The organism is Erwinia oleae (assembly GCF_000770305.1).
Taxonomy (GTDB): Bacteria; Pseudomonadota; Gammaproteobacteria; order Enterobacterales; family Enterobacteriaceae; genus Erwinia; species Erwinia oleae.
In genome coordinates this window covers 1-26,400 of record NZ_JNVB01000008.1, presented here as the reverse complement: position 1 = coordinate 26,400, position 26,400 = coordinate 1, and the positions used below count along the sequence as shown (strand labels likewise).

Annotated in this window: 20 protein-coding genes and 2 pseudogenes; 9 read left to right on the top strand and 13 right to left on the bottom strand. The window is 55.7% G+C overall.

What is annotated here, in order from left to right; genetic code table 11:
- Positions 1 to 36: 36 nt before the first annotated feature.
- Entirely contained in the window at positions 37 to 966 is a 930-nt protein-coding gene (gene tus / locus GS12_RS04240; RefSeq protein WP_034944233.1) for a DNA replication terminus site-binding protein, read from the top strand.
- 58 nt (positions 967 to 1,024) lie between these two features.
- Here tus and fumC read toward each other — a convergent pair whose 3' ends face one another.
- Positions 1,025 to 2,422, bottom strand: coding sequence for a class II fumarate hydratase (gene fumC / locus GS12_RS04235; RefSeq protein WP_034914695.1), 1,398 nt, complete (start codon positions 2,420 to 2,422; stop codon positions 1,025 to 1,027).
- Positions 2,423 to 2,615: 193 nt separating this feature from the next.
- Between fumC and manA the strand changes: the two genes are divergently transcribed.
- Together manA and GS12_RS04225 are read left to right on the top strand one after the other, a co-directional pair.
- A complete protein-coding gene (gene manA / locus GS12_RS04230; protein ID WP_034944230.1) occupies positions 2,616 to 3,800 on the top strand; it encodes a mannose-6-phosphate isomerase in 1,185 nt (394 codons plus the stop codon).
- Between the two features lie 130 nt (positions 3,801 to 3,930).
- Complete coding sequence (locus GS12_RS04225) at positions 3,931 to 5,484, top strand: YdgA family protein (protein ID WP_052118354.1); 1,554 nt, start codon at positions 3,931 to 3,933, stop codon at positions 5,482 to 5,484.
- A gap of 39 nt (positions 5,485 to 5,523) precedes the next feature.
- On the opposite strand, the gene GS12_RS04220 is transcribed toward GS12_RS04225, so the two are convergent.
- A complete protein-coding gene (locus GS12_RS04220; RefSeq protein WP_034944227.1) occupies positions 5,524 to 6,555 on the bottom strand; it encodes a Mal regulon transcriptional regulator MalI in 1,032 nt (343 codons plus the stop codon).
- 180 nt (positions 6,556 to 6,735) lie between these two features.
- On the opposite strand from GS12_RS04220, the pseudogene GS12_RS04215 reads away from it, so the two are divergent.
- The 3 genes and pseudogenes from GS12_RS04215 to add all read left to right on the top strand — a co-directional run bounded on the left by GS12_RS04215 (position 6,736) and on the right by add (position 9,892).
- Positions 6,736 to 7,556 (top strand): annotated as a pseudogene (locus GS12_RS04215) (glucose PTS transporter subunit EIIB).
- A gap of 42 nt (positions 7,557 to 7,598) precedes the next feature.
- Entirely contained in the window at positions 7,599 to 8,780 is a 1,182-nt protein-coding gene (locus GS12_RS04210; protein WP_034944225.1) for a MalY/PatB family protein, read from the top strand.
- 101 nt (positions 8,781 to 8,881) lie between these two features.
- Positions 8,882 to 9,892, top strand: a complete 1,011-nt coding sequence (gene add, locus GS12_RS04205) for an adenosine deaminase (RefSeq protein ID WP_034944329.1) — start codon at positions 8,882 to 8,884, stop codon at positions 9,890 to 9,892.
- A gap of 56 nt (positions 9,893 to 9,948) precedes the next feature.
- Here the strand turns inward: add and GS12_RS04200 are convergent, their stop codons facing one another.
- Positions 9,949 to 10,878: a LysR family transcriptional regulator gene (locus tag GS12_RS04200; protein ID WP_034944222.1), complete on the bottom strand. Its 930-nt coding sequence runs from the start codon at positions 10,876 to 10,878 to the stop codon at positions 9,949 to 9,951.
- Positions 10,879 to 10,988: 110 nt separating this feature from the next.
- Between GS12_RS04200 and GS12_RS04195 the strand changes: the two genes are divergently transcribed.
- Complete coding sequence (locus GS12_RS04195; protein ID WP_034944219.1) at positions 10,989 to 12,035, top strand: SDR family oxidoreductase; 1,047 nt, start codon at positions 10,989 to 10,991, stop codon at positions 12,033 to 12,035.
- Between the two features lie 121 nt (positions 12,036 to 12,156).
- Here the strand turns inward: GS12_RS04195 and GS12_RS04190 are convergent, their stop codons facing one another.
- From GS12_RS04190 to GS12_RS04170, 5 genes are all read right to left on the bottom strand, one after another.
- Positions 12,157 to 13,197: an oxidoreductase gene (locus GS12_RS04190; RefSeq protein ID WP_034944215.1), complete on the bottom strand. Its 1,041-nt coding sequence runs from the start codon at positions 13,195 to 13,197 to the stop codon at positions 12,157 to 12,159.
- 78 nt (positions 13,198 to 13,275) lie between these two features.
- Entirely contained in the window at positions 13,276 to 14,193 is a 918-nt protein-coding gene (gene araC, locus GS12_RS04185; RefSeq protein WP_034914676.1) for an arabinose operon transcriptional regulator AraC, read from the bottom strand.
- Between the two features lie 13 nt (positions 14,194 to 14,206).
- Positions 14,207 to 15,190: an L-arabinose ABC transporter permease AraH gene (gene araH / locus GS12_RS04180; RefSeq protein ID WP_034944212.1), complete on the bottom strand. Its 984-nt coding sequence runs from the start codon at positions 15,188 to 15,190 to the stop codon at positions 14,207 to 14,209.
- A gap of 16 nt (positions 15,191 to 15,206) precedes the next feature.
- The gene (gene araG, locus GS12_RS04175; RefSeq protein ID WP_034944209.1) at positions 15,207 to 16,730 is read right to left on the bottom strand and encodes an L-arabinose ABC transporter ATP-binding protein AraG; all 1,524 of its coding nucleotides are present in this window, start codon (positions 16,728 to 16,730) and stop codon (positions 15,207 to 15,209) included.
- A gap of 72 nt (positions 16,731 to 16,802) precedes the next feature.
- Positions 16,803 to 17,786 carry an arabinose ABC transporter substrate-binding protein gene (locus GS12_RS04170; protein ID WP_034944207.1) on the bottom strand — a complete coding sequence of 328 codons (984 nt, stop codon included), beginning with the start codon at positions 17,784 to 17,786 and terminating at the stop codon, positions 16,803 to 16,805.
- Positions 17,787 to 18,145: 359 nt separating this feature from the next.
- On the opposite strand from GS12_RS04170, the gene GS12_RS04165 reads away from it, so the two are divergent.
- Both GS12_RS04165 and araA read left to right on the top strand, forming a co-directional pair.
- A complete protein-coding gene (locus GS12_RS04165; RefSeq protein ID WP_034944206.1) occupies positions 18,146 to 19,852 on the top strand; it encodes a ribulokinase in 1,707 nt (568 codons plus the stop codon).
- On the top strand, positions 19,839 to 21,335 hold the full coding sequence (gene araA, locus GS12_RS04160; protein WP_034944204.1) for an L-arabinose isomerase: 1,497 nt from the start codon (positions 19,839 to 19,841) through the stop codon (positions 21,333 to 21,335). Before GS12_RS04165 ends, araA begins: the two co-directional genes overlap by 14 nt.
- A gap of 264 nt (positions 21,336 to 21,599) precedes the next feature.
- On the opposite strand, the gene GS12_RS04155 is transcribed toward araA, so the two are convergent.
- The 5 genes and pseudogenes from GS12_RS04155 to GS12_RS04135 form a co-directional block, all read right to left on the bottom strand.
- Entirely contained in the window at positions 21,600 to 22,214 is a 615-nt protein-coding gene (locus tag GS12_RS04155; RefSeq protein WP_034944202.1) for a hypothetical protein, read from the bottom strand.
- 371 nt (positions 22,215 to 22,585) lie between these two features.
- Positions 22,586 to 23,581 (bottom strand): galactofuranose ABC transporter, permease protein YjfF, encoded by a 996-nt coding sequence (yjfF, locus tag GS12_RS04150; protein WP_034944200.1) that lies wholly within the window; start codon positions 23,579 to 23,581, stop codon positions 22,586 to 22,588.
- Positions 23,574 to 24,593 carry a galactofuranose ABC transporter, ATP-binding protein YtfT gene (ytfT, locus tag GS12_RS04145; RefSeq protein WP_034944198.1) on the bottom strand — a complete coding sequence of 340 codons (1,020 nt, stop codon included), beginning with the start codon at positions 24,591 to 24,593 and terminating at the stop codon, positions 23,574 to 23,576. Before ytfT ends, yjfF begins: the two co-directional genes overlap by 8 nt.
- Complete coding sequence (locus GS12_RS04140) at positions 24,586 to 26,112, bottom strand: sugar ABC transporter ATP-binding protein (protein ID WP_034944196.1); 1,527 nt, start codon at positions 26,110 to 26,112, stop codon at positions 24,586 to 24,588. The genes ytfT and GS12_RS04140 overlap by 8 nt, the downstream gene beginning before the upstream one ends.
- A gap of 54 nt (positions 26,113 to 26,166) precedes the next feature.
- Positions 26,167 to 26,400 (bottom strand): annotated as a pseudogene (locus GS12_RS04135) (sugar ABC transporter substrate-binding protein); the annotation flags it as partial.

Below are 26,400 nucleotides of genomic sequence, written 5' to 3'. Positions count from 1 at the left end.
TTCCAGCTTTTAAGCATGTTGTAACTAAGGATAAATATGAGTCGCCATGATGCTATCGACAGGCTGCACCGCTGCGTCGCCGACCTGGAAACAAGCCTTTCTGCCCTTTGCGACAGGCTGCAAGAGCAACGCTTGTTTGCTGCCCGCGTGTTTGAATTACCTGCTATCAATAAGGGAAACGAGCATGAACCTGTCAACCAGATTGCGGTTGAGCAGCATCTGGCCCAACCGGCTCTTGACCGCACACTCAAACATTTCACCCGTCTTTTTATACATCATCAGTCGGAAACGATCAGTACGAAAGCTGCCGTGCGTTTACCGGGTGTAATATGCGTTGAAGCAGCGCCCCAGGCGTTTATGGCAATCCATCAGATTACAGAAAGCATTAATAACCTGAAGAAACGACTCGAAGAAATTATTACCATTGAGTCGGGCGTGGCCAGTGAAGAACGCTTTGAATTTGTCCATACACATATCCCTGGCCTTATAACGCTGAACGCATATCGTTCAATTACGCTTCTCGACGCGCCTGATTCCGTGCGTTTTGGCTGGGCAAACAAGCATATTATTAAGAAAGTCAGCCACAAAGAGATCCTGCATAATCTGGAGAAAAGCATTGCTGCGGGGCGTTCAGTCGCGCCGTGGAGCCGGGAGCAGTGGGCGGAAAAATTAGAAGAAGAGATGGCCGCAATTAAATCGCTTCCTGCCTCAGCCGTCCTGAGGATTAAACGTCCGGTAAAGGTCCAGCCAATAGCGAGAGTGTGGAATAAACAACAACAAAAGCAGACGCAATTCGCCTGCCCTTCTCCATTGATTGCGCTTTGCCCGGATGCGGGCAGCGTACCGAAAATTGGCGAACTGCTGAATTATGATCAAACTAAAGTGACATATCGTTACAAGCCTGATGCAAAACCCCTGTATCCGATCGTTCCTCGTCTTCATCTCTACAGCGATCGGCTGATTTAAAATTTATTAAACTAAAAAAAAGGCGAAGAAACCTTCGCCTTTTACAATAGGATGGAAATCAGGATTTCATGCTGCCTACCATTTCCTCAGGACGTACCCATTCATCAAACTGTTCTTCGGTAAGATATCCCAGTTTCAACGCAGATGCTTTCAGCGTCAGTCCTTCCTTATGCGCCTTCTTGGCAATTTCAGCGGCTTTATCGTAACCAATATGCGTATTTAAGGCGGTGACCAGCATCAGCGATTCATTAAGCAACTGCGAAATACGATCGCGATTCGGCTCAATGCCAACGGCGCAGTGATGATTAAAACTGTCCATGCCATCTGCTAACAGGCGAACCGACTGAAGGAAATTATGAATAATCATCGGACGATAAACATTCAGTTCAAAATTACCGGAGGCGCCGCCCATATTGACCGCAACGTCATTGCCAATAACCTGACAGCAGAGCATGGTCATCGCCTCACACTGCGTCGGATTCACTTTCCCTGGCATGATTGAACTGCCCGGCTCATTTTCAGGAATAGCGATTTCCCCAATGCCGCAGCGCGGCCCGGATGAGAGCCAGCGCACATCATTGGCGATTTTCATTAACGAGGCCGCCAGCCCTTTAAGTGAGCCATGCGCATGAACCAGCGCATCGCAGGTGGCAAGCGCTTCAAATTTGTTGGGTGAGGTGACGAAAGGCTGATGCGTGAGATCGGCCAGCTCTTTCGCGACACGAACCGCGTATTCAGGATGCGTATTCAGCCCTGTTCCAACGGCAGTTCCCCCCAGCGCCAGTTCGGCGACGTGCGGAATGCTCTGCTCGATATGTTTGAAATTATGTTCCAGCATCGCCACCCAGCCGGAGATCTCCTGGCCGAGGGTCAGCGGCGTGGCATCCTGAAGGTGGGTACGGCCAATCTTCACAATGTCTTTGTACGCTTCTGCTTTCTGGTTCAGCGTATCCCGCAGCGCATTGAGCTGTGGAATAAGGTGCTCTTTCACCGCAATCACTGCCGCAACGTGCATCGCGGTCGGGAAAACGTCATTGGAGCTCTGACTTTTATTAACGTCATCGTTAGGATGGACCAGGCGCGACATGCCGCGCTCACCGCCAAGCAGTTCGCTGGCGCGATTCGCCAGCACTTCATTCATATTCATGTTTGTCTGCGTGCCGGAGCCGGTCTGCCAGATAGCGAGCGGAAACTCTGCGCTGTGCTTGCCTGCCAGCACCTCATCCGCCGCGCGAATGACAGCGTCGGTACGCTCGGCCGGCAGCAGTCCCAGATCGCCATTGACCTTCGCCGCCGCGCGCTTGGTCAGCGCCAGCGCATTAACCAGCTCGACCGGCATTTTTTCGGTTGAGATGCGGAAGTGTTCCAGCGAGCGTTGCGTCTGCGCGCCCCACAGTTTGTCAGCCGGTACGTCGACAGATCCCATTGAATCTTTTTCGATGCGATTGGCGGCCATTGTGCTCTCCTTAAGTATCAACAGTTAACAGATAAGTCACTTACCCTCTCACAAAAAGCAGGATGCGGGCCAGAGGTGACATACAATAATTTAACATTATGAGACAGCATTACGCTTATTTCATGACGCATTGACTCTTTACCGCCGTTTTCTGTTTTAATACACGCGATATATAAATTTTTGGTGAATCCACATGCAAAAATTAATTAATTCGCTGCAACATTACGCCTGGGGCAGCCCCCGCGCATTAACGGAACTTTACGGTATTGAAAATCCGCAACGGCTGCCGATGGCGGAACTTTGGATGGGCGCGCATCCCAAAAGCCCGTCATCTGTCAGGACCGGAGCAGAAACGCGCTCGCTTCGTGAGGTCATTGACGCGGACAAAACCGCGCTGCTGGGTGCGGCAGTCGCTTCCCGCTTTGGCGAGTTACCGTTTCTGTTTAAAGTGCTGTGTGCCGATCAGCCGCTCTCCATTCAGGTTCACCCCAGCAAAGCGGCAGCCGAAAAGGGCTTTGAAAAGGAAAATGCAGCAGGCATCGACCTTACCGCCGGCCATCGTAATTATAAAGATGCGAATCACAAGCCGGAGCTGGTGTATGCCTTAACGTCTTTCAAAGCGATCAACGGCTTTCGCGAACTGCACGAAATCGTTTCACTTCTTCAGCCGTTATCCGGCGCGCATCCGGCAATTGCACATTTTCTTCAGTTGCCTGACACCGACGGCCTGGCGACGCTGTTTGCCGCCCTGCTTTCGCTGGAAGGTGAAGAAAAAAGTCTTGCGATTGATGTGCTCAAAGCCACACTGCGCGGACAGCACGGCGAACCGTGGGAAACCATTCGCCTGATTGCGGAATTTTATCCGGACGACAGCGGCCTCTTCTCGCCGCTGCTACTGAACGTAATTGAACTTCAGCCAGGCGAAGCGATGTTTCTCTTCGCGCAGACGCCGCACGCCTATCTGCAAGGTGTGGCGCTGGAGATCATGGCCAATTCGGATAACGTTCTGCGCGCCGGCCTGACGCCCAAGTATATTGATATCCCGGAACTGCTCGATAATCTGAAATTTGAAGCGAAACCGTTTGCCAGCCTGTTGACACAGCCGGTAAGCGATGGCGCGACGCAGCATTTCCCGGTGCCGGTGGAGGATTTCGCTTTTTCAATCCACCACCTGAGTGCCGAACCCGTTACCGTTCGGCAGACGAGCGCGGCCATTCTGTTCTGTATCGACGGCCAGGCGCTGGTCAGCCACGGTGAAGAGAGCCTCTCGCTGAAACCGGGCGAATCCTGTTTTGTCGCAGCGAATGAGTTTCCCGTTACGCTCGCCGGTAACGGGCGCGTCGCCAGAGCCTGGAATGATTTGCGCAATAGCGGCTGACGTTAACGGCGGTAATTGCTATGATTATTCAGGTTTTAAGCAAAAAACGCCCGGTGGGCGTTTTTTTATCGCCGGGCAGTTGTCCGCAGGGCGGACGTGTCGGCACCAGGACTTAAAGGACGAATGGCAAATGAAAAAGACGAAGATAGCAGTAGGCGTGGTCGTTGCGCTTGGCGTGATTTGGACCGGCGCCGCCTGGTTTACCGGTAAGCAGCTTGAGAAAAACATGGGCGAGCTGGTGCAAAACGCAAATGCTCAGTTAAATACCATGGCGCCAGAGAGCCGCTTACGGCTCAGCTATCAGGATTTTAACCGTGGCGTGTTCAGCAGTACCGCGCGGTTCGTACTTCAGTCCAGTTCACAAACCGAAGACAATTCCATCATTAAACCAGGCCAGAGCGTGGTTTTTAACGAGAAAATCGATCACGGCCCCTTTCCGCTGGCGCAGTTGAAAAAGTTTAACCTGATCCCAAGCATGGCGTCGGTGCATACGCAGCTGGAAAATACCGATGCGGTTAAAAAGCTGTTTGAAATGACCAAAGGCGAATCCATCGTGAAGGCCGAAACCCGTATTGGTTACGGCGGCGCAACGGCATCCGATATCCATTTGCTGCCGGTCGATTATAACAATGCGCAAACCGGCGAACGTTTTGCCTCCAACGGCGGCACCTTCAAGGTCGATGCTGATGATAAAGGCGATAAGGTGAGCTTAAACGGCGAGCTGGAGAGCGTGCTGCTCACCGCGAAAAATCAGTACGACATGCCGGTACTTTTTACCGCTAACGGCCTGTCGCTGGACGCCAATACGCATCTGAGCGCGGAAGGCATGCGTATCGGCGATCAGCACATCTCGCTGAAAAAACTCACCGCAGCGGTCAACGGCGAAGAAGCGTTTACCGCGGAAGGCCTGAACGGTAAATCCTCATTTGATTCTGATAAGAGCCTGATCTCGGGCAGCATCGACTACACCCTGGATGCGCTGAAGGTGCAGAAGCAGAACTTCGGCCAGGCGAAGCTTGGCATCAAGCTGTCACAGTTTGATGCCAAAGCCATGAAAGCCTTCTCTGAAAACTACAATCAGCAGGTGCAGGCGCTGATGAATGAGCCCGGCATCAGCGATAATCCTGAGCGCTATCAGCAGCGAATGAGTGAAATTTTCAGCACCAATCTGCCGCTGCTGCTGAAAGGCGATCCGGTAGTGAACATCGCGCCGCTGAGCTGGAAAAATGATAAAGGCGAAAGCAGTTTCAACCTGGCCCTCCACTTTAAAGATCCCTCCGGCGGTAACGCCCAGCCGCAGGATATCGGCCAGGCGGTTGATAACGTCCTGAAAACGCTGGACGGCAAGCTGACCATCTCAATGGACATGGCGACCGAGCTGATGACCCGTGTGGCGATGACGGAAGGCTACAAGGAAGACGATGCGAAGAAACTGGCCGAGCAGCAGGTCAAAGGCCTGGCGGCGATGGGCCAGATGTTTAAGCTGACCACGCAGCAGGACAACAACATTGTCACCCGTCTGCAATACGCTTCCGGCCAGGTGACCATGAATGGCGATAAGCTGCCGCTCGATCAGTTCCTGGCGCGCTACATGCTTGGCGGTATGATGCCGCAGGTTCAGCCCGCGCCGCAGGCGCCGGCGCAACCTCAGGCGCAACCAAACGTGCCGTTGCAGCAGCCTTAATAGTAAACCTTTTATCGGGGCGCTTTCGGCGCCCCTTTTTTATGCCGATCCCCGCTCAATCAATATCGGCGGCAGGATCACGCTCTGTACCGCCCCCTGCCTGTCCGCCATCCGCTGTAACAGCCGCTGCGCTGCGCTGCGACCGATTTCCCGCGCCGAACTGGTGACAAAAGTCAGCGGTGGATCGGTGAGTTCCGCTTCCGGCACGTCGCCAAATCCTACCAACGCCATCTGCTGTCCATAATAGCTGTCTACTGCGCCCTTACCGATGGTTCTGCCGGTGCGTTGCAGGCCGAAATAGCATCCCAGCGCGACAGAGGCGTTATGGCACAGCACGGCGGTGATAGTGGGATGCTGATGGATCAGCTGCTCGGTCAATGCGGCCACGTCGCGCTGCTGGCGCCCACATTCGACGATCCACTCGCTGCGGAACGGCAAACCGTATTGCATCAGAGTGGCACAGTAGCCGCCAATGCGCTCCGCGCGGGTGAGTGACGAGCCGGAGCCGCCCAGCCACGCAATGCAGTGATGACCGCGACGGATCAGGTACTCGGTTGCCATTTTCGCAGCGTGCAGGTTATCAGGGCGAATGGTATCCGTCTCATCAAGGCTTGACGCGCGTGACGCGCAGATCAACGCGATCTGCTGCTCGCGTGCTTTACCCACCAGATGGGCCGCGTTTTCCGCGCCGCCGCCCAATACAATCCCCTCCACGCCTTGCGCCGCCAAAGAATCAAAGCAGCGATCAATATTCTGACCGCGCGCGCCGCTTTGCGTCAGAAACAGTACCTTGCCCTGCGCTTCCAGCCCTTCGCTGAGTCCGGCGGTCATTTCCGCATAAAAAGGATGGCAGATGTCACGCACGATCAGCCCAATCACGCCGCTTTCACCACCGCGCAGCATGGCCGCCGAACGGTTGCGGACAAACCCCAGCGCTTCAATCGCCTGGTTGACCCGTTCTGCGGTCGCTGTTGAAATACGTCCTTTTCCGGACAGCACCATAGATACAGTAGTGACCGAAACACCCGCCTCGTCAGCAACATCATTGATGGTAATTTTCTTCTGCGACATTTTTTAACCCGTTGCTGGTATCAGCTTTTAGCACCATGGGTAAAACGTTACACCTTCATGAAATTAAAGAAAACTCTTAAGCGTATCAGGAGTGTGATCGCTCGCGCATTCATGGTCGGTAAAACGTTTTATCATTTTTTACCTCAGCAGTGGCTGAGCATTTTTTTGCCAGGAGAACCTATGTCCGCCACCAAACAGAAAATCACGCTCTGGGAGTTTTTCCAGAGCCTTGGAAAGACCTTTATGTTGCCCGTTGCGCTGCTCTCTTTCTGTGGGATCCTGATGGGGATCGGCAGTTCGCTCAGTAGCCACGATGTGATCACCCTGATCCCTTTCCTGGGGAATACCGTGCTTCAGCTCATTTTTACCTGGATGAGTAAAATGGGGTCATTCGCCTTCAGCTACCTGCCGGTGATGTTTGCCATTGCCATCCCTCTGGGTATGGCGCGGGAAAACAGTTCCTCTATTTGATCCACGCCGTGCTGACCGGACTGGGCTTTACGGTGATGGCGGTATTGGGCGTCACCATCGGCAACACCGACGGCAACGTGATCGATTTTGTGGTGTTCGGCATCCTGCACGGTTTGCAGACCAAATGGTATCTGGTGCCGGTGGTGGCCGCCATCTGGTTCGTCAGCTACTACCTGATTTTCCGCTTTGCCATTACCCGTTTTAATATTAAAACGCCTGGCCGTGAGCTGGAGAGCGCCAGCGTCGAAAAAACTTTCTCCGCCGCGGTGGCCGGTAAGTCCGGCTACAATACGCCGGCCATTCTGGCAGCGCTGGGCGGTGTGGAAAATATCACCTCGCTGGATAATTGCCTGACGCGCCTGCGCCTGTCGGTCAAAGACATGAGCCTGGTGGATGACGCCGCGCTGAAGTCCAACCGGGTCATTGGCGTGGTTCATCTGAACCAGCACAATCTTCAGGTGGTCATCGGGCCGCAGGTTCAGTCGGTAAAGGATGAGATGGCGAGCATGATGCACACCGCGTCCGCCTGAGGTCAGATCGGGCCGTTCAGGCCCGTTTTTATTGAGGTGACTATGTTTGATTTTGATCGGGTGGTGGATCGCCGCGGTAGCTGGTGCACCCAGTGGGATTTTATCACCGACCGCTTCGGCCACGACGATTTACTGCCCTTCACTATCTCGGATATGGATTTTGCCACCGCGCCGTGCGTGATTGATGCGCTTCAACAGCGCGTCGCGCACGGGGTGTTTGGCTACAGCCGCTGGCAGCATGATGATTTTCTCTCCGCCGTGTGCCACTGGTATCAACACCGCTTCGGGCTGACTGTTGACAGACGGCAGCTTGTTTACGGGCCATCGGTGATCTATATGGTGGCGCAGATGATCCGCCGCTGGTCGTCGCCGGGTGACGGCGTGGTGATCCATACGCCAGCCTACGACGCCTTTTACAAGGTCATTGAAGGCAACCAGCGCACGGTGCGCGCGCTGTCGCTGCATAAGCAGGGCGCGACGTGGCGGTGCGATATGGTTGCGCTTGAAGCGCTGCTGGCGCAGCCGCAGTGCAAAATTTTATTATTGTGCAGCCCGCATAATCCTACCGGCAAAGTGTGGCGGCGCGAGGAGTTGGCGCAGATGGCGTCACTGTGTCAGCGCTATGACGTGCGGGTGATAAGCGATGAAATTCATATGGATATGGTGACAGGCGCGACGCCGCACACGCCCTGGTCGGCGGTGGCGCACGATCGCTGGGCCTTGTTCACGTCGGCCTCTAAAAGTTTCAATATCCCTGCCCTGACCGGCGCATATGGTTTTATCAGCGATGAGCAGGATCGTCTTGCCTGGTTTCAGGCGTTGAAACAGGCCGATGGTCTGTCGTCCCCGGCCGTCATGGCGGTGGCAGCACATATCGCCGCCTATCGTGAGGGCGAGCGCTGGCTGGATGCATTACGCAGTTACCTGGCCGAAAACCTTCGGCGGGTTGCCGATCGACTGAACAACACTTTTCCCGTTCTCGAGTGGGCGCCGCCGGAGGCGACCTATCTGGCGTGGATCGATTTAAGGCCGCTACAGATCGATGATGACCTGTTGCAGCAGAAGCTCATTGAGCAGCAAAAAGTCGCAATCATGCCCGGTTATACCTATGGTGAAGACGGCCGGGGTTTTCTCCGCCTCAATGTGGGTTGTCCGCGCAGTAAGCTCGATCGCGGTCTGGATGGGCTGATTGCCGCCATTCACGACTGCCTGGTGCATAAATAAACGGCAGTTAATTGTTATGATGCGCAATTCGCTGGCGGAGTTGCGCAAATTGTTTTTATACTGTTATGCACTTTTATGAAAAATTAACAGAGTGCGCCATCATGATTGATCCTCAGCTTCCCCTTACCGATATCCATCGCCACCTTGACGGCAACATCCGCGCACAAACCATTCTTGATTTAGGTCGCGAATTTAACCTTACCCTGCCCGCTACCACGCTGGAGACGCTGCGTCCGCATGTCCAGGTGACGAAAAATGAACCGGATCTGGTGAGCTTTTTGCAGAAGCTGGACTGGGGTGTAAAAGTGTTGGCGTCACTGGATGCCTGCCGTCGGATTGCTCAGGAAAACGTCGAGGACGCGGCAAAAGCCGGTATCCACTACGCCGAGCTGCGTTTTTCACCTGGCTATATGGCCATGACCCACTCTTTGCCGATAGCGGGCGTGGTTGAAGCGGTCATTGATGGCGTTCGCGCAGGCTGCCAGCGGTATGATATCGACGTGCGTTTGATTGGTATTATGAGCCGCACTTTTGGCGAAGACGCCTGCTTGCAGGAGCTGGAAGGCTTACTGGCTCACCGCGATGGCATCACGGCGTTGGATCTGGCGGGCGATGAAATCGGCTTTCCCGGCAGTCAGTTCCTCAGCCACTTTAATCGGGCGCACGATGCCGGGCTACATATCACCGTGCACGCTGGCGAAGCCGCCGGCCCGGAGAGCATCTGGCAGGCGATCCGCGAGCTTGGCGCCGAGCGCATCGGTCATGGCGTGAAAGCGGTTGACGATCCGGAACTGATGGATTTCCTCGCGGCGCATCATATCGGTATTGAATCCTGCCTGACCTCGAATATTCAGACCAGCACGGTGTCATCGCTGGCGCACCACCCGCTGGCAACCTTCCTCGAACGTGGAATTTTGGCAACCATCAATACCGACGATCCGGCGGTTCAGGGTATTGAACTGGCGCATGAGTATAACGTCGCCGCACCGCAGGCAGGATTGAGTCAGGCGCAGATCCGCGCCGCGCAGGAAAATGGTCTGAAAATTGCGTTCCTGAGCGATGCAGAGAAGGCAGCCATACGTAAAAAGGTATCGACAAACATTCAGGCGTAACGGGAATAGCAGAGTCATGCCCGGCAGGGATGCTGAGGGTCGCGGAGCGTCGCGCATTATTGCCGTTTCACGTTCAACCCGGAAACGGGCTTTATCCCGTCAATGTTCTCAAGGCTGCTTATCAATGCGTCGGTCAGCATGCGTGCTTTCAGCGGGATAAAACGTCCTGTGGGATATAACGCATACAGCGTGAGAGGCGCCCAACGGTACTGTGGCAACAGGCGAACAAGTGTTCCCTTCTGCAAATGTTCAGCAACCAGCGGTTTCTGGATGCTGCCGATGCCCATGCCTTCTTCCAGTGCGGTGATCAGCGATAAACTGTTATTGGCGCGAAAAACAGTTTTCAGAAGAACCGTTTCTTTACCGTCTGGCCCTTCCAGCGTCAGCGCGTCTCCTTCAGCCAGCCCGCTGTAGCGCACAGAACGATGATCCGCTAAGGTGGACAGCGTTGCGGGCGTACCTGCGCCGTGCAGGTACGCGGGCGCAGCAACCAGCACACGTTCAACTTCCCCCAACTGCCTGATAACCTGATTTTGTCTGACCGGTTTGCCGAGTCTGATTGCCAGATCAATACCTTCACTGACGATGTCTGAAAGACGATCTTCCAGCATTAATTCTATGATCAGCCCGGGATGTTGTTGCTGAAAAGCGATCACTACCGGCGTAATCAGTTTCTGACCGAGCCCGGAAGGCGCCTGTATGCGCAACGTTCCGGTAAGCTGCTGGCGCTGTGTGAACAGGCTGTCTTCCGTTTCAGCCAGTGCGTCCAGAACCGGCACAATCTGGTGATAGTAACGTTCGCCAGCCTCTGTGAGGGTGACAGAGCGAGTGGTTCGAAACAGCAGGACGGTGCCGAGCAGCTGCTCAAGGGCGACAATTTGCTGACTGACCGCGGGCTGAGTCAGATTGCGTTCCCTGGCAACTGCCGAAAGATTGCCGGTTTCGGCGACGCGCACGAAAATTTCCATCGCTTTCAGCTTGTTCATCTGCCTGTCCAAAGTTTTTTTTATAAATAATATTAGAAAGCCTCCTCTTCTGCCTGAAAAATTTATGGGTCATGCTGCCGTTCGAATCTTACTCAAAGAGAATGACATCGATGAACAATCAACGTGTAGCTGTGGTCGCCGGGGCGAATGGCGTGGCAGGGAATAAGTTAATTGAAGAGCTGGTAGAAACGGGCTGGCAGGTTATTGGGCTGTCGCGCCGTGGCGGCAAAGACCGTCCCGGCGTTCGCTATCTGTCCGTCGATCTCCATGATAAAGCAGCAACGCTTGCGTTGTTAAAACCGCTGGACGTCACTCATCTTTTTTATACCGCTTATCAGCATGCTGACAGCTGGGCCGGGCTGGTCGAACCCAACCTTCGCATGCTTGACAACGTTTTGACCGCAGCAGAAAACGCCTCGCGGCTTGAGCATGTCAGTCTGATGCAGGGTTACAAAGTTTACGGCGCGCACCTTGGCCCCTTTAAAACGCCCGCACGGGAAAGTGATGAAGGCCATATGCCGCCAGAATTTAATGTGGCGCAGCAGGCATTGATTGAAGATCGACAGGCCGGTAAAAGCTGGCACTGGACCGCCCTGCGCCCCAGCGTCGTCGGCGGCATTTCAACGGGAAATCCGATGAATCTGGCGCTCTCGCTGGCGGTGTATGCTTCTCTCTGTAAAGAATTGCATCTGCCCTTTCGTTTTCCGGGTAAACCCGGTGCCTGGACCAGCCTGATCGAAATGACAGACGCAGGGATGCTGGCGAAAGCCACCGTCTGGGCGGCCACCGGCACAGCGGCGAAAAATCAGGCATTTAATGTTAACAATGGCGATCTGTTTCGATGGCAGGAGATGTGGCCAAAGATTGCCGCCTGGTTTGACCTGGCGGTTGCCCCGCCACTGCCGATGTCCCTGAAGGAGGTGATGTCCGATAAAGCAGCATTGTGGCAGGATATTGCCAGCAAACATTCTCTTCAGGAAAACCGCATCGGGCATCTGGCGGGGTGGGAATTTGTCGATTTCGTTTTAGGCTGGGACTACGATATGTTTGCTGACGGGAGCAAGCTAAGACGCGCCGGGTTTCATCATTATTGTGAAACTGAACAGATGTTTTATCGGCTGTTTACACAATTTCGACAACTACGGCTTATTCCCTGAATTGACAGCGTCCCCACGCACGTGTGCAGCACCGGCATTGAGAAGCCATTCGCAGGCGCGAATGGCTTCTCTGTCGTGACGCGTTAAGTAACTTGCGCGCCTGAGCACAACGCCCCGCGTTTTACTTCATGGAAAGCGTCTGGCGTTTCTCGGCGGACTGCATACCTAACTCGATAAGCTCCATAACCTGAATCGCTTCTTCCGCCGTCACCGGGTTGCTGCCTTCGCCATTAATCGCATCGCGCACGCCCGCATAATAAGCCGGATAATTACCCGGCAGGGTCGGCAGGGTCTGAGCGGCGATCCTGTCGCCCTCCGCCAGCGTCAATACGCCATCGCGCTTGTCCTCGCCCCAGTTAGCCTGCGGAGGACGCGCGCCAGCCTTCAGTGCGTCTTCCTGCGGATCAAGGCCGAACTTCACAAAGCTGCCGCGCGTGCCGTGCACCTGATAGCGTGCCGATTCGGCAGCCACCAGCATACTGCCGTGCAGCACAACGCGGCGCTGCGGATAGGTCAGCACCGCGTGAAAATAGTCGGTGGTTTGCGCGCCGGGACGCAGTTCCGCCAGATCAACGTTGATCGCCACAGGCGAGCCAAACAGTTGAAGCGCCTGATCGATAACATGGGGCCCCAGATCGTACCAGATACCGCTCCCAGCGCCCTTCTGCTCGCGCCAGCGGTTGCGAACTTCAGGCCGGAAGCGATCGAAATGCGATTCAAAATAACGCACTTCGCCCAGCGCGCCGTCCGCCAGCAGCGCCTTCAGCGTCAGGAAATCACTGTCCCAGCGGCGGTTATGAAACACCGACAGCAGCAACCCTTTGGATTTTGCCAGCATATCCAGTTCACGCGCCTGTGACAGTGTCACGGTGAACGGTTTATCAACGACCACGTGTTTTCCCGCATTCAGCGCGGCTTTTGCCAGCGGAAAATGGGTGTCATTGGGGGTGGGGATAACAATTAACTGAAGCGAGGGATCGGCAAACAGAGCCTGAGGATCGCTGACTACCTGTGTTTCCGGCCAGTCGGCATGCACCTTGCCTGCATCGCTGCTCGATACGGCCGCCAGCGTCATGCCTTCAGTGCCGACAATCAGTGGCGCATGAAATGTTTTACTGGCGAAGCCGTAACCGACCAGCCCAACACGAATTTTTTCGCTCATTTGCACTCCTTTTATCTCAGACCCTGTTGATTTAAGACCATCGACAGGCTGTGAACAAGGGAGATTTCGCTGAAATGCTTATTCATTCGCACTTCGCGGTAATTCCCACATCTCAAGCGCCACCAGCGCGTCATGCGCGTCAAGCGAGCGGCGGCGAAAATCGCTGGGGCTGACGCCAACCCGCTTGCGAAACACGCGCGAGAAGTAGAGCTGATCGTCGTAACCGACCAGCCGACCGACGGTGGCGATGGGTTCCTGGGTGGTTTGCAACAAAAGCCGGGCGCGAATAATGCGCTGATCCTCCCGCCAGCGCAGCAGATTCACGCCCATCTGTTCGCGGAAAAGATGCGCCAGACGCGAAGGTGAAAGACAGACGTGATTCGCCACGTCATCAATCTTCACCTCGCCCGCCAGGTTGCCGGTAATAAACTGGCACGCTTCGATCACCCGCGCATCGCGAATTTTCTGATGGCTGCGCGGATCTTCTTCCACCGCGCGCAGCAGCAGCCGCTCCAACAGATTCATCGCCAGCTCCTCCGCAAAGCGGCGGCCGGAGGTGTGGGTCTGCTCGATATTGGCAAAAAGACGGTCAAACTCGCCGCGTAGCCGCTCCGGCAGCCGCAGCCGTCCGACCCCGTGTTTTTCCTCCTCCCACGCCAGCCAGTCGCTCCAGTAAGCGCGCGGGCGGAAGTAGATCCAGCGGTGGTGCCAGCAGTCGCTGCCGGGCGAACGTCCGTAAAAATGAGGCGTTTGCGGCGGAAAAAGCAGTAAATCTCCTGGTTCGCAGTCAAACGCGCGCTCGCCGCTGAACACCTGCCCCCGGCCCGCCGTGGTCAGATTGATGATATAGCCCTTCATGCCGCCAGGGCGGTCGATAAAGAAGTCCAGCGAATCCCCTGCGCCAATCGGCGTCAGGCCCGCCACCAGCCAGGCATTAAACGGATAGCCGGGCAGCAGCGGATTGGGCTGGGTAACGGGCGCCAAACGATGATACATAACCGCCTCCGGGTCAGGCCGCTTTCGCTTTCTGTTTGTAACGGTCGAAAATAACTGCCGCTAACAATATCAAACCGCGCACGACATACTGTGAAAAAGGCGAGATATTGAGAAGATTCATCGCATTCTCTACCGTCCCCAGGATAAGCACGCCCGCCACCACATAGGAAATTTTACCGATGCCACCCTTCAGTGAAACGCCGCCCAGCACGCAGGCTGAAATCACAATCAGCTCGTAGCCCAGCGAGGTCATCGGCTGGCCGCTGGTCATGCGTGATGCCAGAATAATGCCTGCGGCGGCGGAAACCAGCCCGGAAAGGATGAAAATGATGATGCGCGTCCGTACCACCGGCACGCCAGCCAGTCTGGCCGCCTCTTCATTGCCGCCGATGGCCAGCGTATTGCGCCCGAAGGTGGTTCTGTTCAACAGAAAACCAAAAATCACCATGGTGGCGAGCGTCAGCCAGACCGGCGCAGGCACGCCGAGCCAATTGGTGTAGCCCAGCGCGAAAAAGCGCTCGTCTTCAATACCGACCGCTTTGCCATCGGAAAAAATATAGGCCAGACCGCGCACGATCTGCATGGTCGCCAGCGTGGTGATCAGCGCATTGATCTTCAGTCTGGCGATAACAAATCCGTTGACGAAACCGCAGGCAACGCCCAGTAGCAGACCGGCCGCAATGCCAATCCACAGGCTTTCGGTCATGTTGATAACCACTGCCGTGGTAACGCCCGCGCAGGCGATGACGGAGGCCACAGAGAGATCAAAGTCGCCCGACGCCAGGCAAAACAGCATGCCACAGGCCACCATGCCGGACATGGACATCGCCAGCCCCAGCCCTTTCATATTGATAAGCGTACCAAAGTTTGGAACGAAAACGGTGCAGCCGATAAACAGCACGGCAAAGACCACCAGCATGCCAAAGTTATCCCAGATACGGCCGGGGTTAAGACGATGGCGTGAAGGTGCCGCCGGCGTGGTTGTTGAGGTTGACATCTTTTTACTCCCTGGATCAGGCCACAACTGCGGCACGTTGCGTTGTTTTCGGCATAGCCAGGCCCAGCGTCAGCGCTTCGGTGGCCTGGTCATGGCTCAGTTCTCCGGCGATGGCGCCTTCGCGCATCACCACTATTCTGTCCGCCAGCCCCATCACTTCCGGCAGGTCGCTGGAGGCGAAAAGTACGGCAATGCCCTTCTCTGCCAGTGCGTAGATCAGGCTGTAGATCTCATTTTTTGCGCCCACATCGATACCGCGCGTGGGTTCATCCAGCAGAATGACCTTCATCTCCTCCGACAGCCAGCGGCCAAGGATTGCCTTCTGCTGGTTGCCGCCGGAAAGATGCATAATCAGCTGATCGGCAGACGGCGTTTTGATATTCAACGAGCGAATATGTGAGGCGGCGTTCTGGTCTTCCCATTTGTTGTCGATCAGGCAGCCCGCGCTGACATTGTTGCGCCGCGCGCTGATGTTGATGTTGTCGCGTACCGAGTGAACGGGAATGATGCCGTCCGCTTTGCGATCTTCCGGACAGAGCAGAATACCGGCGCGAATGGCGTCGCCCGGTTCGCGAATGATCAGCCGCTGCCCGTCAAGACGCAGTTCGCCGCCGGTCAGCCTGGTAGCGCCGAACAGCCCTTTCATCAGTTCGCTGCGTCCCGCGCCGACCAGCCCGAACAGGCCAACAATTTCCCCCGCGCGCACGCTGAGCGAGATCGGCTTACGAACCCCTTTCGCCTGTACCTCGTTCAGTTGCAGACGCACCTCGCCGGTCGGACGCGGCGAATAACCATAAATATCGCCAATTTCACGGCCTACCATTGCCTGCACCAGATCATCATGGCTGATAGTGGCAACGTCGTTGAACGTGCGGACGTAGCGCCCGTCTTTAAATACGGTAATGGCATCGCTCAGCGCAAAGATCTCCTCCATGCGGTGCGAGACATACAGCACCACGCGGCCGTGGTCGCGCAACTGGCGGATCACCCGGAACAGATGTTCAATTTCACGGGCGGAGAGCGAGCTGGTGGGTTCGTCAAAGGCGATGACTTTGGCGTTTCGCGCCAGCGCCTTGGCGATCTCCACCATCTGCCACTGCCCCAGCGACAGCGCCTTCAGCGGCGTATCGGGATCGATATCCATCCCCAGATTTTTTAACTGCTCGCCCGCCTCATAACGCAGAAGCGAACGATTAACCAGTCCGCCGCGTTGCGGTAACTGGCCCAGATAGATATTTTCTGCCACCGACATTTCGGGGATCAGGTGCAGTTCCTGATAAATAATGGCCACCCCGGCATCGAGCGCTGCGGTGGTATGCGTAAAACGAACCGGCTCGCCGCGCAGCACGATCTCGCCGCTGGTGGGCTGATAACTGCCGCTGAGGATCTTTAACAGCGTCGATTTGCCCGCGCCGTTTTCTCCCATCAGCGCATGGATCTGTCCGGCAGCGCAGTCAAAGCTGATATCTGAAAGCGCCTTCACGCCGGGAAAGGTTTTGCTGATACCGCGAAAGCTGAGATAGGCGGATTGCATGCTCATGTTTCACTCCTGCAAAGGTTACCGTACCCGCTGCGGAGCCAACGGTTATCGGCTCCGCCCGCATCTGCCTGATTACTTCAGTCCCTTTTTCTCCAGCTCGGTTTTGAAATTTTCGCGGGTGATCAGCACCACATCGGTCACTTCGGTAAACTTCGGCGGTTCAGCGTCTTTGGTCACCCAGTTGTAGAGCATCTGGATACTTTTGTAGCCATGCACGTCCGGGCTTGGCAGCAGCGAACCGAAGAAACCGGTGGCCTGACCTTTGGAGAGTTCGCTTACCGCGTCCACACCGTTGATGCCGATACCGATCACGTCTGGCGCTTTGAAGCCTTGCCCTTCCGTGGCGCGCACGCCGCCCAGCACGGTGTTGTCATTCATGCCCAGCACCAGCCAGTGTTTGACCTCCGGGTGCTGAACCAGCAGAGAGTTGCCCGCGTCAAAAGCGCCGGGAATATCGTTGGATTTGGTCGGCACCTTATAGATTTGCGCCGCCGGGAAACCTGCCGCCTTCAGCGCATCCATTGAGCCGGTGGTGCGGCGGCGCGCGGTATCCAGCTCATCGGCGGTGATCGCCATCACGCCGGTCTCTTTTGCATCCCAGCCGCGCTTTTGCATCTCTTTATAGAGCTCCTGCCCCTGACGTTCGCCGATTTTGGTTGCCGCCATCATCACCAGCGGCACGCTGTCCATCGGCTTACCTTTGGCGGTCACAAACTGATCGTCAACGGCAATCACCTTCAGATCATAGCTGCGCGCCTTGGCGACGATTGCCGATCCCAGTTTTGGATCGGGCGTGCAGATAACAAAACCTTTTGCGCCACTGGCCGCCAGGCTGTCGATGGCATTAAGGGTTTTCTCACCGTCCGGCACGGCAATTTTAATCACCTCAAAGCCCATCTCTTTCCCGGCCTTGTCAGCGAATTTCCATTCGGTCTGAAACCAGGGTTCTTCCGGCTGTTTAACCAGAAAACCGAGCTTCATGGTGTCGGCCATAGCCGAATGTGACATAACGGCAGCGAGACCAACGGCGGCCAGCGCGTGGGTAATTTTGTGCATAAGGTTCTCCGGCAAAGTCGACCGCTTTTTGCGGCCTGTTGTAACGTTTATCGTCATGACGCGGCCCGGTTAAGGGCTTCAAACGGCCAGTGTTTCGGTTGATACAGGGGTAAAGCAACCGACGAGCGGTAGTTTTAGCGGTAACTGAACATTAAAAGGGAGAGCATTATCACACCCTGAAACTACAGCCATTTTGTCCATGGATTCAGCAAAATTAACCTTTTTGCAACATTTGAAGCCGGTCACAGAATAGGGGGAGACGGCAGAAAAGTGCATATCTGTAGCGACCTTAGCCTAACGCCCGATGACACAGCTTCTTAGGGTATTGAGACCGTGGAACGAGCGTCTGGAGAAAAGATATGCAGAGGGGTGCCATTACATTAGGTCTCGATTTTGGCAGTGATTCCGTGCGCGCGCTGGCGGTGGACTGTGCCAGCGGGCAGGAACTGTTTAAGCAGGTGGTTGCTTATCCACGCTGGCAGCAGGGTAAATATTGTCAAAGTCGCCTGAATCAGTTTCGCCATCATCCACAGGACTATATCGATGCGCTGACGCAGGCCATCAGTGACGTTGTCACACAAATGACGCCTGAACAACGCCAGCAGGTGGTGGGCATTGGCGTTGATTCAACGGGCTCGACGCCCGCTCCTATCGATCGCGACGGCAAGGTGCTGGCGCTGCGGCCTGAATTCGCGGAAAACCCCAACGCAATGTTTGTGCTGTGGAAAGATCATACCGCCATTCAGGAAGCCGAAGAGATCACTGCGCTTTGCCAGGGCGGCCAGTTTCCTGACTATTCACGCTATATCGGCGGCATCTATTCGTCAGAGTGGTTTTGGGCAAAAATTCTGCACGTCAGCCGGGAAGATGCCGCCGTGCGCGAGGCCGCCGTTTCATGGATAGAGCTGTGCGACTGGGTGCCCGCCCTGCTGAGCGGCACCACTGCGCCCGCTGCCGTGCGTCGTGGACGCTGCGCGGCCGGACACAAATCGTTATGGCATCCCGACTGGCAGGGCCTGCCCGATAAAGCCTTTTTGCAGGCGCTTGATCCGCTCCTGACACAACAGCTTGACTGCCCGCTCTTTCACGATACCTGGACGGCGGACGTGCCGGTTGGCGCACTCACCGACGAGTGGGCCGCTCGGCTTGGCTTACCTGCCGGGGTGAAAATCGCGGGTGGCGCGTTTGACTGTCATATGGGCGCGGTCGGCGCCGGTGCCGGGCGCTACACGCTGGTGAAAGTGATTGGCACCTCAACCTGCGACATTCTGATCGCTGATGCAGACCGGGTCGGCGACGCCGCTATTGGCGGCATTTGTGGTCAGGTGGACGGCAGCGTGGTACCTGGCGCGATTGGCCTTGAAGCGGGCCAGTCGGCCTTTGGCGATATGTATGCCTGGTTCAGCCGCCTGCTCGGCTGGCCGCTGGCGCAGGCCGCAGAAAAACATCCGCACCTGCGCGCCGATCTAACGCAAATTCAGAGCACGCTGCTTAACGATCTCACTCAGGCATGGGCCGTCGATCCGCAACTGGATCATCTGCCGGTAGTGCTGGACTGGTTCAACGGCCGTCGTACGCCTTATGCCAATCAGCGCCTGAAAGGCGTCATCGCCGATCTCAACCTTGGTACCGATGCGGCCACGCTGTTTGGCGGTTTCATTGCCGCCACCGCCTTTGGCGCGCGCGCCATTATGGAGTGTTTTGAAGAGCAGGCGATCCCGGTGGAAAACGTGCTGGCGCTCGGCGGCATTGCCCGCAAATCGCCGGCCATTATGCAGGTGTGTTGCGATGTGATGAACCGTCCGCTGGAGATTGTCGCCTCGGACGAGTGCTGCGCGCTGGGTGCGGCGATTTTTGCCGCCGTTGCCGCGGGCGTTTACGCCGATGTTCCTGCCGCACAGAGCAAGATGGCCAGCCCGATTGAGGTCACCCTTCAGCCCGATGCCAGCCGCGTTGCGCGTTTCCGGCAGCTTTATCAACGATACCTTCAGTGGTGTGACGCGGCCGAGCCGCAGTACGCCGCCCGGCAGTTTACCGATCAAGGAGAATACGATGTCCCAGCTTAAGGTCTGGTTTGTTATTGGCACGCAGCATCTGTACGGCGCGGAAACGCTGCGTCAGGTTGAGCAGCACGCGCAGCAGGTGGTCGACGGGCTGAATCGCGACGGTCAACTGCCGTTCGTGCTGACGCTGAAGCCGCTGGTGAAAAGCCCTGACGAGGCGCTGGCGCTGTGCCGCGAAGCGAACCACGCGCAGGATTGTCTGGGCCTGATCGCCTGGCTGCATACGTTTTCGCCGGCAAAAATGTGGATCGGCGGCCTGTCGGTTCTTCATAAGCCGCTGCTGCAATTTCATACGCAGTTCAATGCTGAAATCCCGTGGGACAGCATGGATATGGATTTTATGAACCTGAATCAGACCGCGCACGGCGGACGCGAGTTCGGTTTTATTGGTGCGCGGATGCGTTTGCCGCACAGCGTGATCACCGGCCACTGGCAGGACAAAACCGCACAGACGCGCATCGGCAAATGGATGCGCGCGGCGGCGGCGAAACAGGCCAGCCAGCAGCTAAAAGTGGCGCGTTTTGGCGACAACATGCGTGAAGTGGCGGTGACCGAAGGCGATAAGGTGGCGGCGCAGATCCAGTTTGGCTACGCGGTGAACGGCTGGGGCGTCGGCGATCTGGTTGAGGTGATCAATCAGGTCAGCGATGGTGATGTGAATACGCTGATCGATGAATATGAAAGCCTGTATGAATTTACCGCCGCCGCCGCTGTTAACGGTGAAAAGCGCCAGAACGTGCTCGATGCGGCGCGCATTGAACTGGGCATTACGCGCTTTTTACAGGCTGAAGGCTGCATGGCGTTTACCACCAACTTCCAGACGCTGCACGGTATGACGCAGCTTCCGGGGCTGGCGGTTCAGCGCCTGATGCAGCAGGGATACGGCTTTGCCGGTGAAGGCGACTGGAAAACCGCCGCGCTGCTGCATATTTTCAAAGTGATGGCGACCGGGCTGCCGGGCGGTACGTCGTTTATGGAGGATTACACCTATCACTTTTCGCCGGACAACGAGTTAGTGTTGGGTTCGCACATGCTTGAAGTGTGTCCCAGCATCGCTAAAGAGTCACGCCCGCTGATTGACGTGCAGTTCCTTGGCATTGGCGGCAAGGCCGATCCGGCGAGGTTGATATTCTCCGCCCCTGCCGGGCGCGCGGTCAACGCCAGCGTGATTGATATGGGCGACAGGTTCCGTCTGCTGGTGAATGTTGTCGATGCCATCGAGCAGCCCAAACCGCTGCCAAAACTGCCGGTAGCGCGCGCATTGTGGCGTGCCCAACCGTCACTGAACACCGCATCGGAAGCCTGGATTCTGGGCGGCGGTGCGCATCATACCGTGTTCAGCCAGGCGCTGACGGTAGACGATATGAGGCAGTACGGCGAAATGCACGGCATTGAGGTGTTGGTGATTGATGAAGAGACCACGCTGCACGGCTTCCGTGATGCGCTGCGCTGGAACGAAGCCTGTTACCGGCTGAATCAGCGTTAGGTTTTCCCGCCCTTAATAGGTTAAAGCAATAGGGATGTTTACTGGCAGGGAGAAGCCATTCGCAGAAGCGGACTGTCGAGCGCAGGGATGCGTGAGCCGAGGCTCCATTGCGGGTGGATCGGTTCGCATCCCTGCGGATGAGGTTAATGTCGCTCGTGATAACGCCGCTGCATTTTTGGAGTTCAACACAAGGCTGAAATCTGAACACCTTTAGAATCATCGACGTTTTAACCAAGAGAAACATTTAAAAAAATTAATGCAATATTACAAAATCCCGGCGCCTACCTTGATGTCACTTTTTTTTATGTAAGGCCGGCTCTTAAATTCAAATAATCTTTCTTCTAACTTTACCCACTTAGGTGAAGCGTAAAACTTTTTAAAAGAAGCTTCATTTTTATCAATGATTTCAGCAAGTTTACCTCCATATATTTTTAAATCTTCTGTATCAAGCCCGCTTTGGATATGCTGATTACATCTCTGTGATTGCAAGCAAAGATTTTTTATATCATCGGCTTTCTTTTCATGATTATGCCGTGATTTCATATGGCCCCATTCATAATAGATATAATTCAAATTCCATTTGGCAGGCACGTTCCAACAGTATGGAAGATCGGAGTCTATATGGAAGTATGGCTTACATCCCTGTGCCTCGAATATAGCCATGGTGATATCGTAAGCGAGTTGCAAACATCGTGGATTGTTTTTATCCATTTTATTATAACCACTTTTTTTTAAAAGACTCACCAAGGTAACAGATTTCCTCTCCATATCTTGAGTATAGGCAGTCGGATTATCTCGTAATTTTTCGCGGTGTTTTTTTAGCCTCAGCTTCTCTTTAAGTATTGCATCAGCCGACTGATTCTCAAGACTTTCGTCCATAAAGTACCTCTTGATTTTCGAAATGGGATTAAGATTCAGATCGCCGGGACACAGGAATCCATGCCTAAAGGCCTCGCTGCCGCATCCATGCGGCAAAGACCCGGTTATTCTTAAGCCTTAAAGCCGCCCGCTGGCAATGGCGTTGCCATGAAGATTTAATCTCGCCTGCCTACAAACTGTATTGCCTTAAAGTTATTAAAGCAATGCGAAAGGGTTACTGGCAGGGAGAAGCTATTCGCAGGAGCGCACCGTCGAGCATATGGATGCGCGAGCCGAGGCTCCAGGGATGGATTCACGCCGTGTCCGCGATGCGGATGGCTTCTCCAGAGCCTGACGCTATACACAAAGCAAAACCAACAGCGCCGTCATCCTCACTCCTCCGTCACCGCAATCCTTTTCACCGGCGCGTTCTGCTGGCGGTCCCACATTACCGTCAACAGACGCTGAAGCGCGATAAAAGCAAATAACAAAATACCGATAGCGATTTTCGTCCACCACGAGCTCAGCGTGCCGTCAAAGTTGATCCATGTCTGAATCAAACCCTGAATCAGTACGCCAAACAGCGTGCCAAGCACGGTGCCCACGCCGCCGGAAAGCAGCGTGCCGCCAATCACCACTGAGGCGATGGCATCCAGCTCCACGCCCATCCCCGCCAGCGCATAGCCCGCTGAGGTATAAATCGAAAAAACAATACCGGCCAGCGTCGCCAGCGCAGACGAAAGCATATAAATCCGCACCGTGGTGCTGCGCGTCGAAATGCCCATTAACTGCGCAGACGTCACGTTGCCGCCAATTGCGTAAACCTGATTACCAAAGCGGCTGCGGTGCGCCAGAATAATGCCCATCGCCACCACCAACAGCATCACCAGCGCCAGCAGACTGAGCCGTCCGCCGCCGGGGATCTTCCACGCCATACTGGAAAGCGTGGCATAAAGCGGATGGTCAACCGGTATTGAACTTTCCGCAATCAAATAGCTGCTGCCGCGCAGAAAAAACATACCGGCCAGCGTGATGATAAACGCCGGGATCTTCAGCGCATCGATCAACCAGCCCATCAGCGCGCCAAAGGCCGATCCCATCACCATCACCAGCCCAAACGCCAGCCACGGATTGAGATGAAAATCACCCATCGCCCGCGCCAGAAATACGCCGGTGAAGGCAATTACCGCCCCCACTGAGAGATCGATACCGCCGGAGAGGATCACAAACGTCATGCCAACGGCAATAATACCGAGGAATGCGTTATCGGTCAGAATGTTGGCGATAACGCGCGTAGAGGCGAAACCGGGGAACTGCGACAGGCAAAAAAGATAACCGGCCACAAACACCAGCAGCGTAATAATGAGCGGTAAATGACGTTTAACCACCGTGGCGCCCTCTTTTAAACAGTTGAATAAAACGCGGAGACTGAATCAGCAGCACCACCATCACCACCACCGCCTTCACCACCTGGTTCAGTTCCGGCGGAAAACCCGACAGCAAAATACCGGTGTTCATCGCCTGAATGATCAGCGCGCCGGTCAGCGAAAGCAGCAGGTTGAACCGCCCGCCCATCAGCGATGCGCCGCCAATCACCACCGCCAGAATCGCATCCAGTTCCAGCCACAATCCGGCGTTGTTGGCATCGGCACCGCGAATATCGGCGGCAACGATCAGACCAGCCACCGCCGCGCACAGGCCGCTCAGCACATAGGTGGTCATCACTACCAGCCAGCCGTTTACCCCGGCGTTTCGCGCCGCGCGGAGGTTAATTCCCACCGCTTCAATAAACATGCCCAGCGCCGTTTTGCGGGTCAGTAGCCAGACCAGCAGCGCCATCAATAACGTTATCCATACCGGAACAGGAAACAGCAACAGCGTGCCGCTGCCGATTTTTGCCAGCGACTCGCTGTCAAAAGTGACAATCTGTCCCTGGGTAATCAACTGTGCGATCCCGCGTCCGGCGACCATCAAAATCAGCGTCGCCACAAAAGGCTGGATCTTCAGCAATGCCACCAGAATGCCGTTCCACAATCCGCACAGCAGCCCGCTCGCCAGGGTAACAATGATAATCACCGCCAGCGAGTGTCCGGCCACCGTCAGCGTGGCGGCGGTCGCACCGGCGATCGCCATCACGGCACCGACGGAAAGATCGATACCGCCGGTGGCGATCACCAGCGTCATGCCGATAGCCAGCAGCGCAACCGGCGCGGCGCGATTGAGAATATCAATCGGGCTGCCAAACAGCCTGCCGTCCTGAAGATGGATAGCGAAAAAATTGTTCGCTACCAGGCTGTCCACAATCAGCACCAGCGCGAGCGCGGCGAGTTGCGGAATACCCGGCGGCAGCCTGCGTTTTAACATCGGCGGTTTCCCCGCAGTCAGAGGTGATTCAGACATGCTGGCCGCCTCCCTCGGCAATCGCGTTGACGATTGACGAAACGGAAAGCTGTTCCAGCGGAATTTCCGCAACCTGTTCGCGGTCCCGGAGGATCAGCACGCGATCCGCATAACCGACCAGCTCTTCCAGTTCGGAAGAGATAACCAACAGCGCCAGCCCGTCGGCGCACAGCGACTCAATAAGACGAATAATTTCCGCATGGGCGCCGACGTCAATACCGCGTGTAGGTTCATCAAGGATCAGAAACTGTGGCCGCGTCACCAGCCAGCGCGACAGCAGCACCTTCTGCTGATTACCGCCCGATAACAACTCAACCGGCTGTTCCGCGTGCGGCGTGCGGATGCCAAGGCTTTTAATAAAACGTTCTGCAATCTGCTGCTGCTTGCGCCGCGCAATCGGCCTCAGCCAGCCGCGCTGCGCCTGAAGCGCCAGAATGATGTTTTCCCGCACCGAAGCGGCGCCAATGATGCCGTCGGTTTTACGATCTTCCGGGCAGAACCCCATGCCCAGACGCGATGCCTGCGCGGGCGTACGGATGGTACGTTTTTTGCCTTTGATTAAGGCACTGCCGCTGTCGGCGCGACGAATGCCAAACAGCAGCTCGGCGGTTTCGGTTCGCCCTGAACCCAACAGCCCGGCCAGCCCAACCGCTTCGCCCGGCCGGACGCTGAGGCTGAACGGTGCCAGCGTGCCCTTCTTGCCATAATCTTTAAATTCCACCACCGGCTGATTGCTTTTCAGCGTGCTGCCCGCGCGCTGAAGTGCCGTTTCCAACAGGTCACGACCCAGCATCAGCTTAATCAATGCCAGCTGTGACAGATCGCGCGTGTCGTGCGTGGCGACAAACTGCCCGTTACGTAACACGGTGATGCGATCGCTCACTTTATAAACCTGATCGAGAAAATGCGTGACGAAAATCAGGCTCATACCGCGCGCTTTAAGCTGATTCATCAGGGTAAACAACATCCCGACTTCGCTGGCGTCAAGGCTGGCGGTTGGCTCATCAAGGATCAGTACCTTTGCGGAGAGATCGACCGCGCGACAGATGGCGATTATCTGCTGCATCGCCACGGAAAACTGGCCCAGCGGTCGCGTGACGTCAAGATCGAATCCGTAACGGTTAAGCAGCCGCTGCGCATCGCGTACCAGCGCAGCGCGATCGATAAAACCAAACCTCCGTGGTTCGCGGCCAATAAACAGATTGTCGGCAACCGACATATTGGGCAGCAGGTTTACCTCCTGATAAACGGTGCCGATGCCCATCTCCTGTGCTTCAGCGGTGTTGCGAGGCGCGATAGCCCGCCCTTCAAGCTCAATGGTGCCGCCATCGCGCTGGTAAACGCCGGTTAATACCTTGATCAAGGTAGATTTCCCGGCCCCGTTTTCACCCAGCAGCGCCATGATCTCGCCGGGACGAATATCGAAAGAAACGTTATCCAGCGCCTTTACGCCGGGAAAGGTTTTACTGACGCCGCGAATGGTGAGCAGCGTTGGAGGAGAAGTTGTCGGGTCAGTCATACGGCTTTGCCTCAACCATAAAAAGAGCCGCCCGATAAACAGGCGGCGTCGGGGTTAGTAACCCATGCCTTTTTTCTTGTCTAACTGAGACTGCGCGTCGGCTGAGAGAAAGAGTTTTGACTCGGTTTTGATGATTTTTGGCGGCATGGTGCCGTCTTTCTTAAACTTAGCCAGCGCGTCAAAAGCCGGGCCTGCCATATCTGGCGTCAGCTCTACGTTGGCGTTCGCCTCGCCAGCCAGCATCGCTTTATAAATATCCGGTACGCCATCAATTGAACCGGTCAGAAT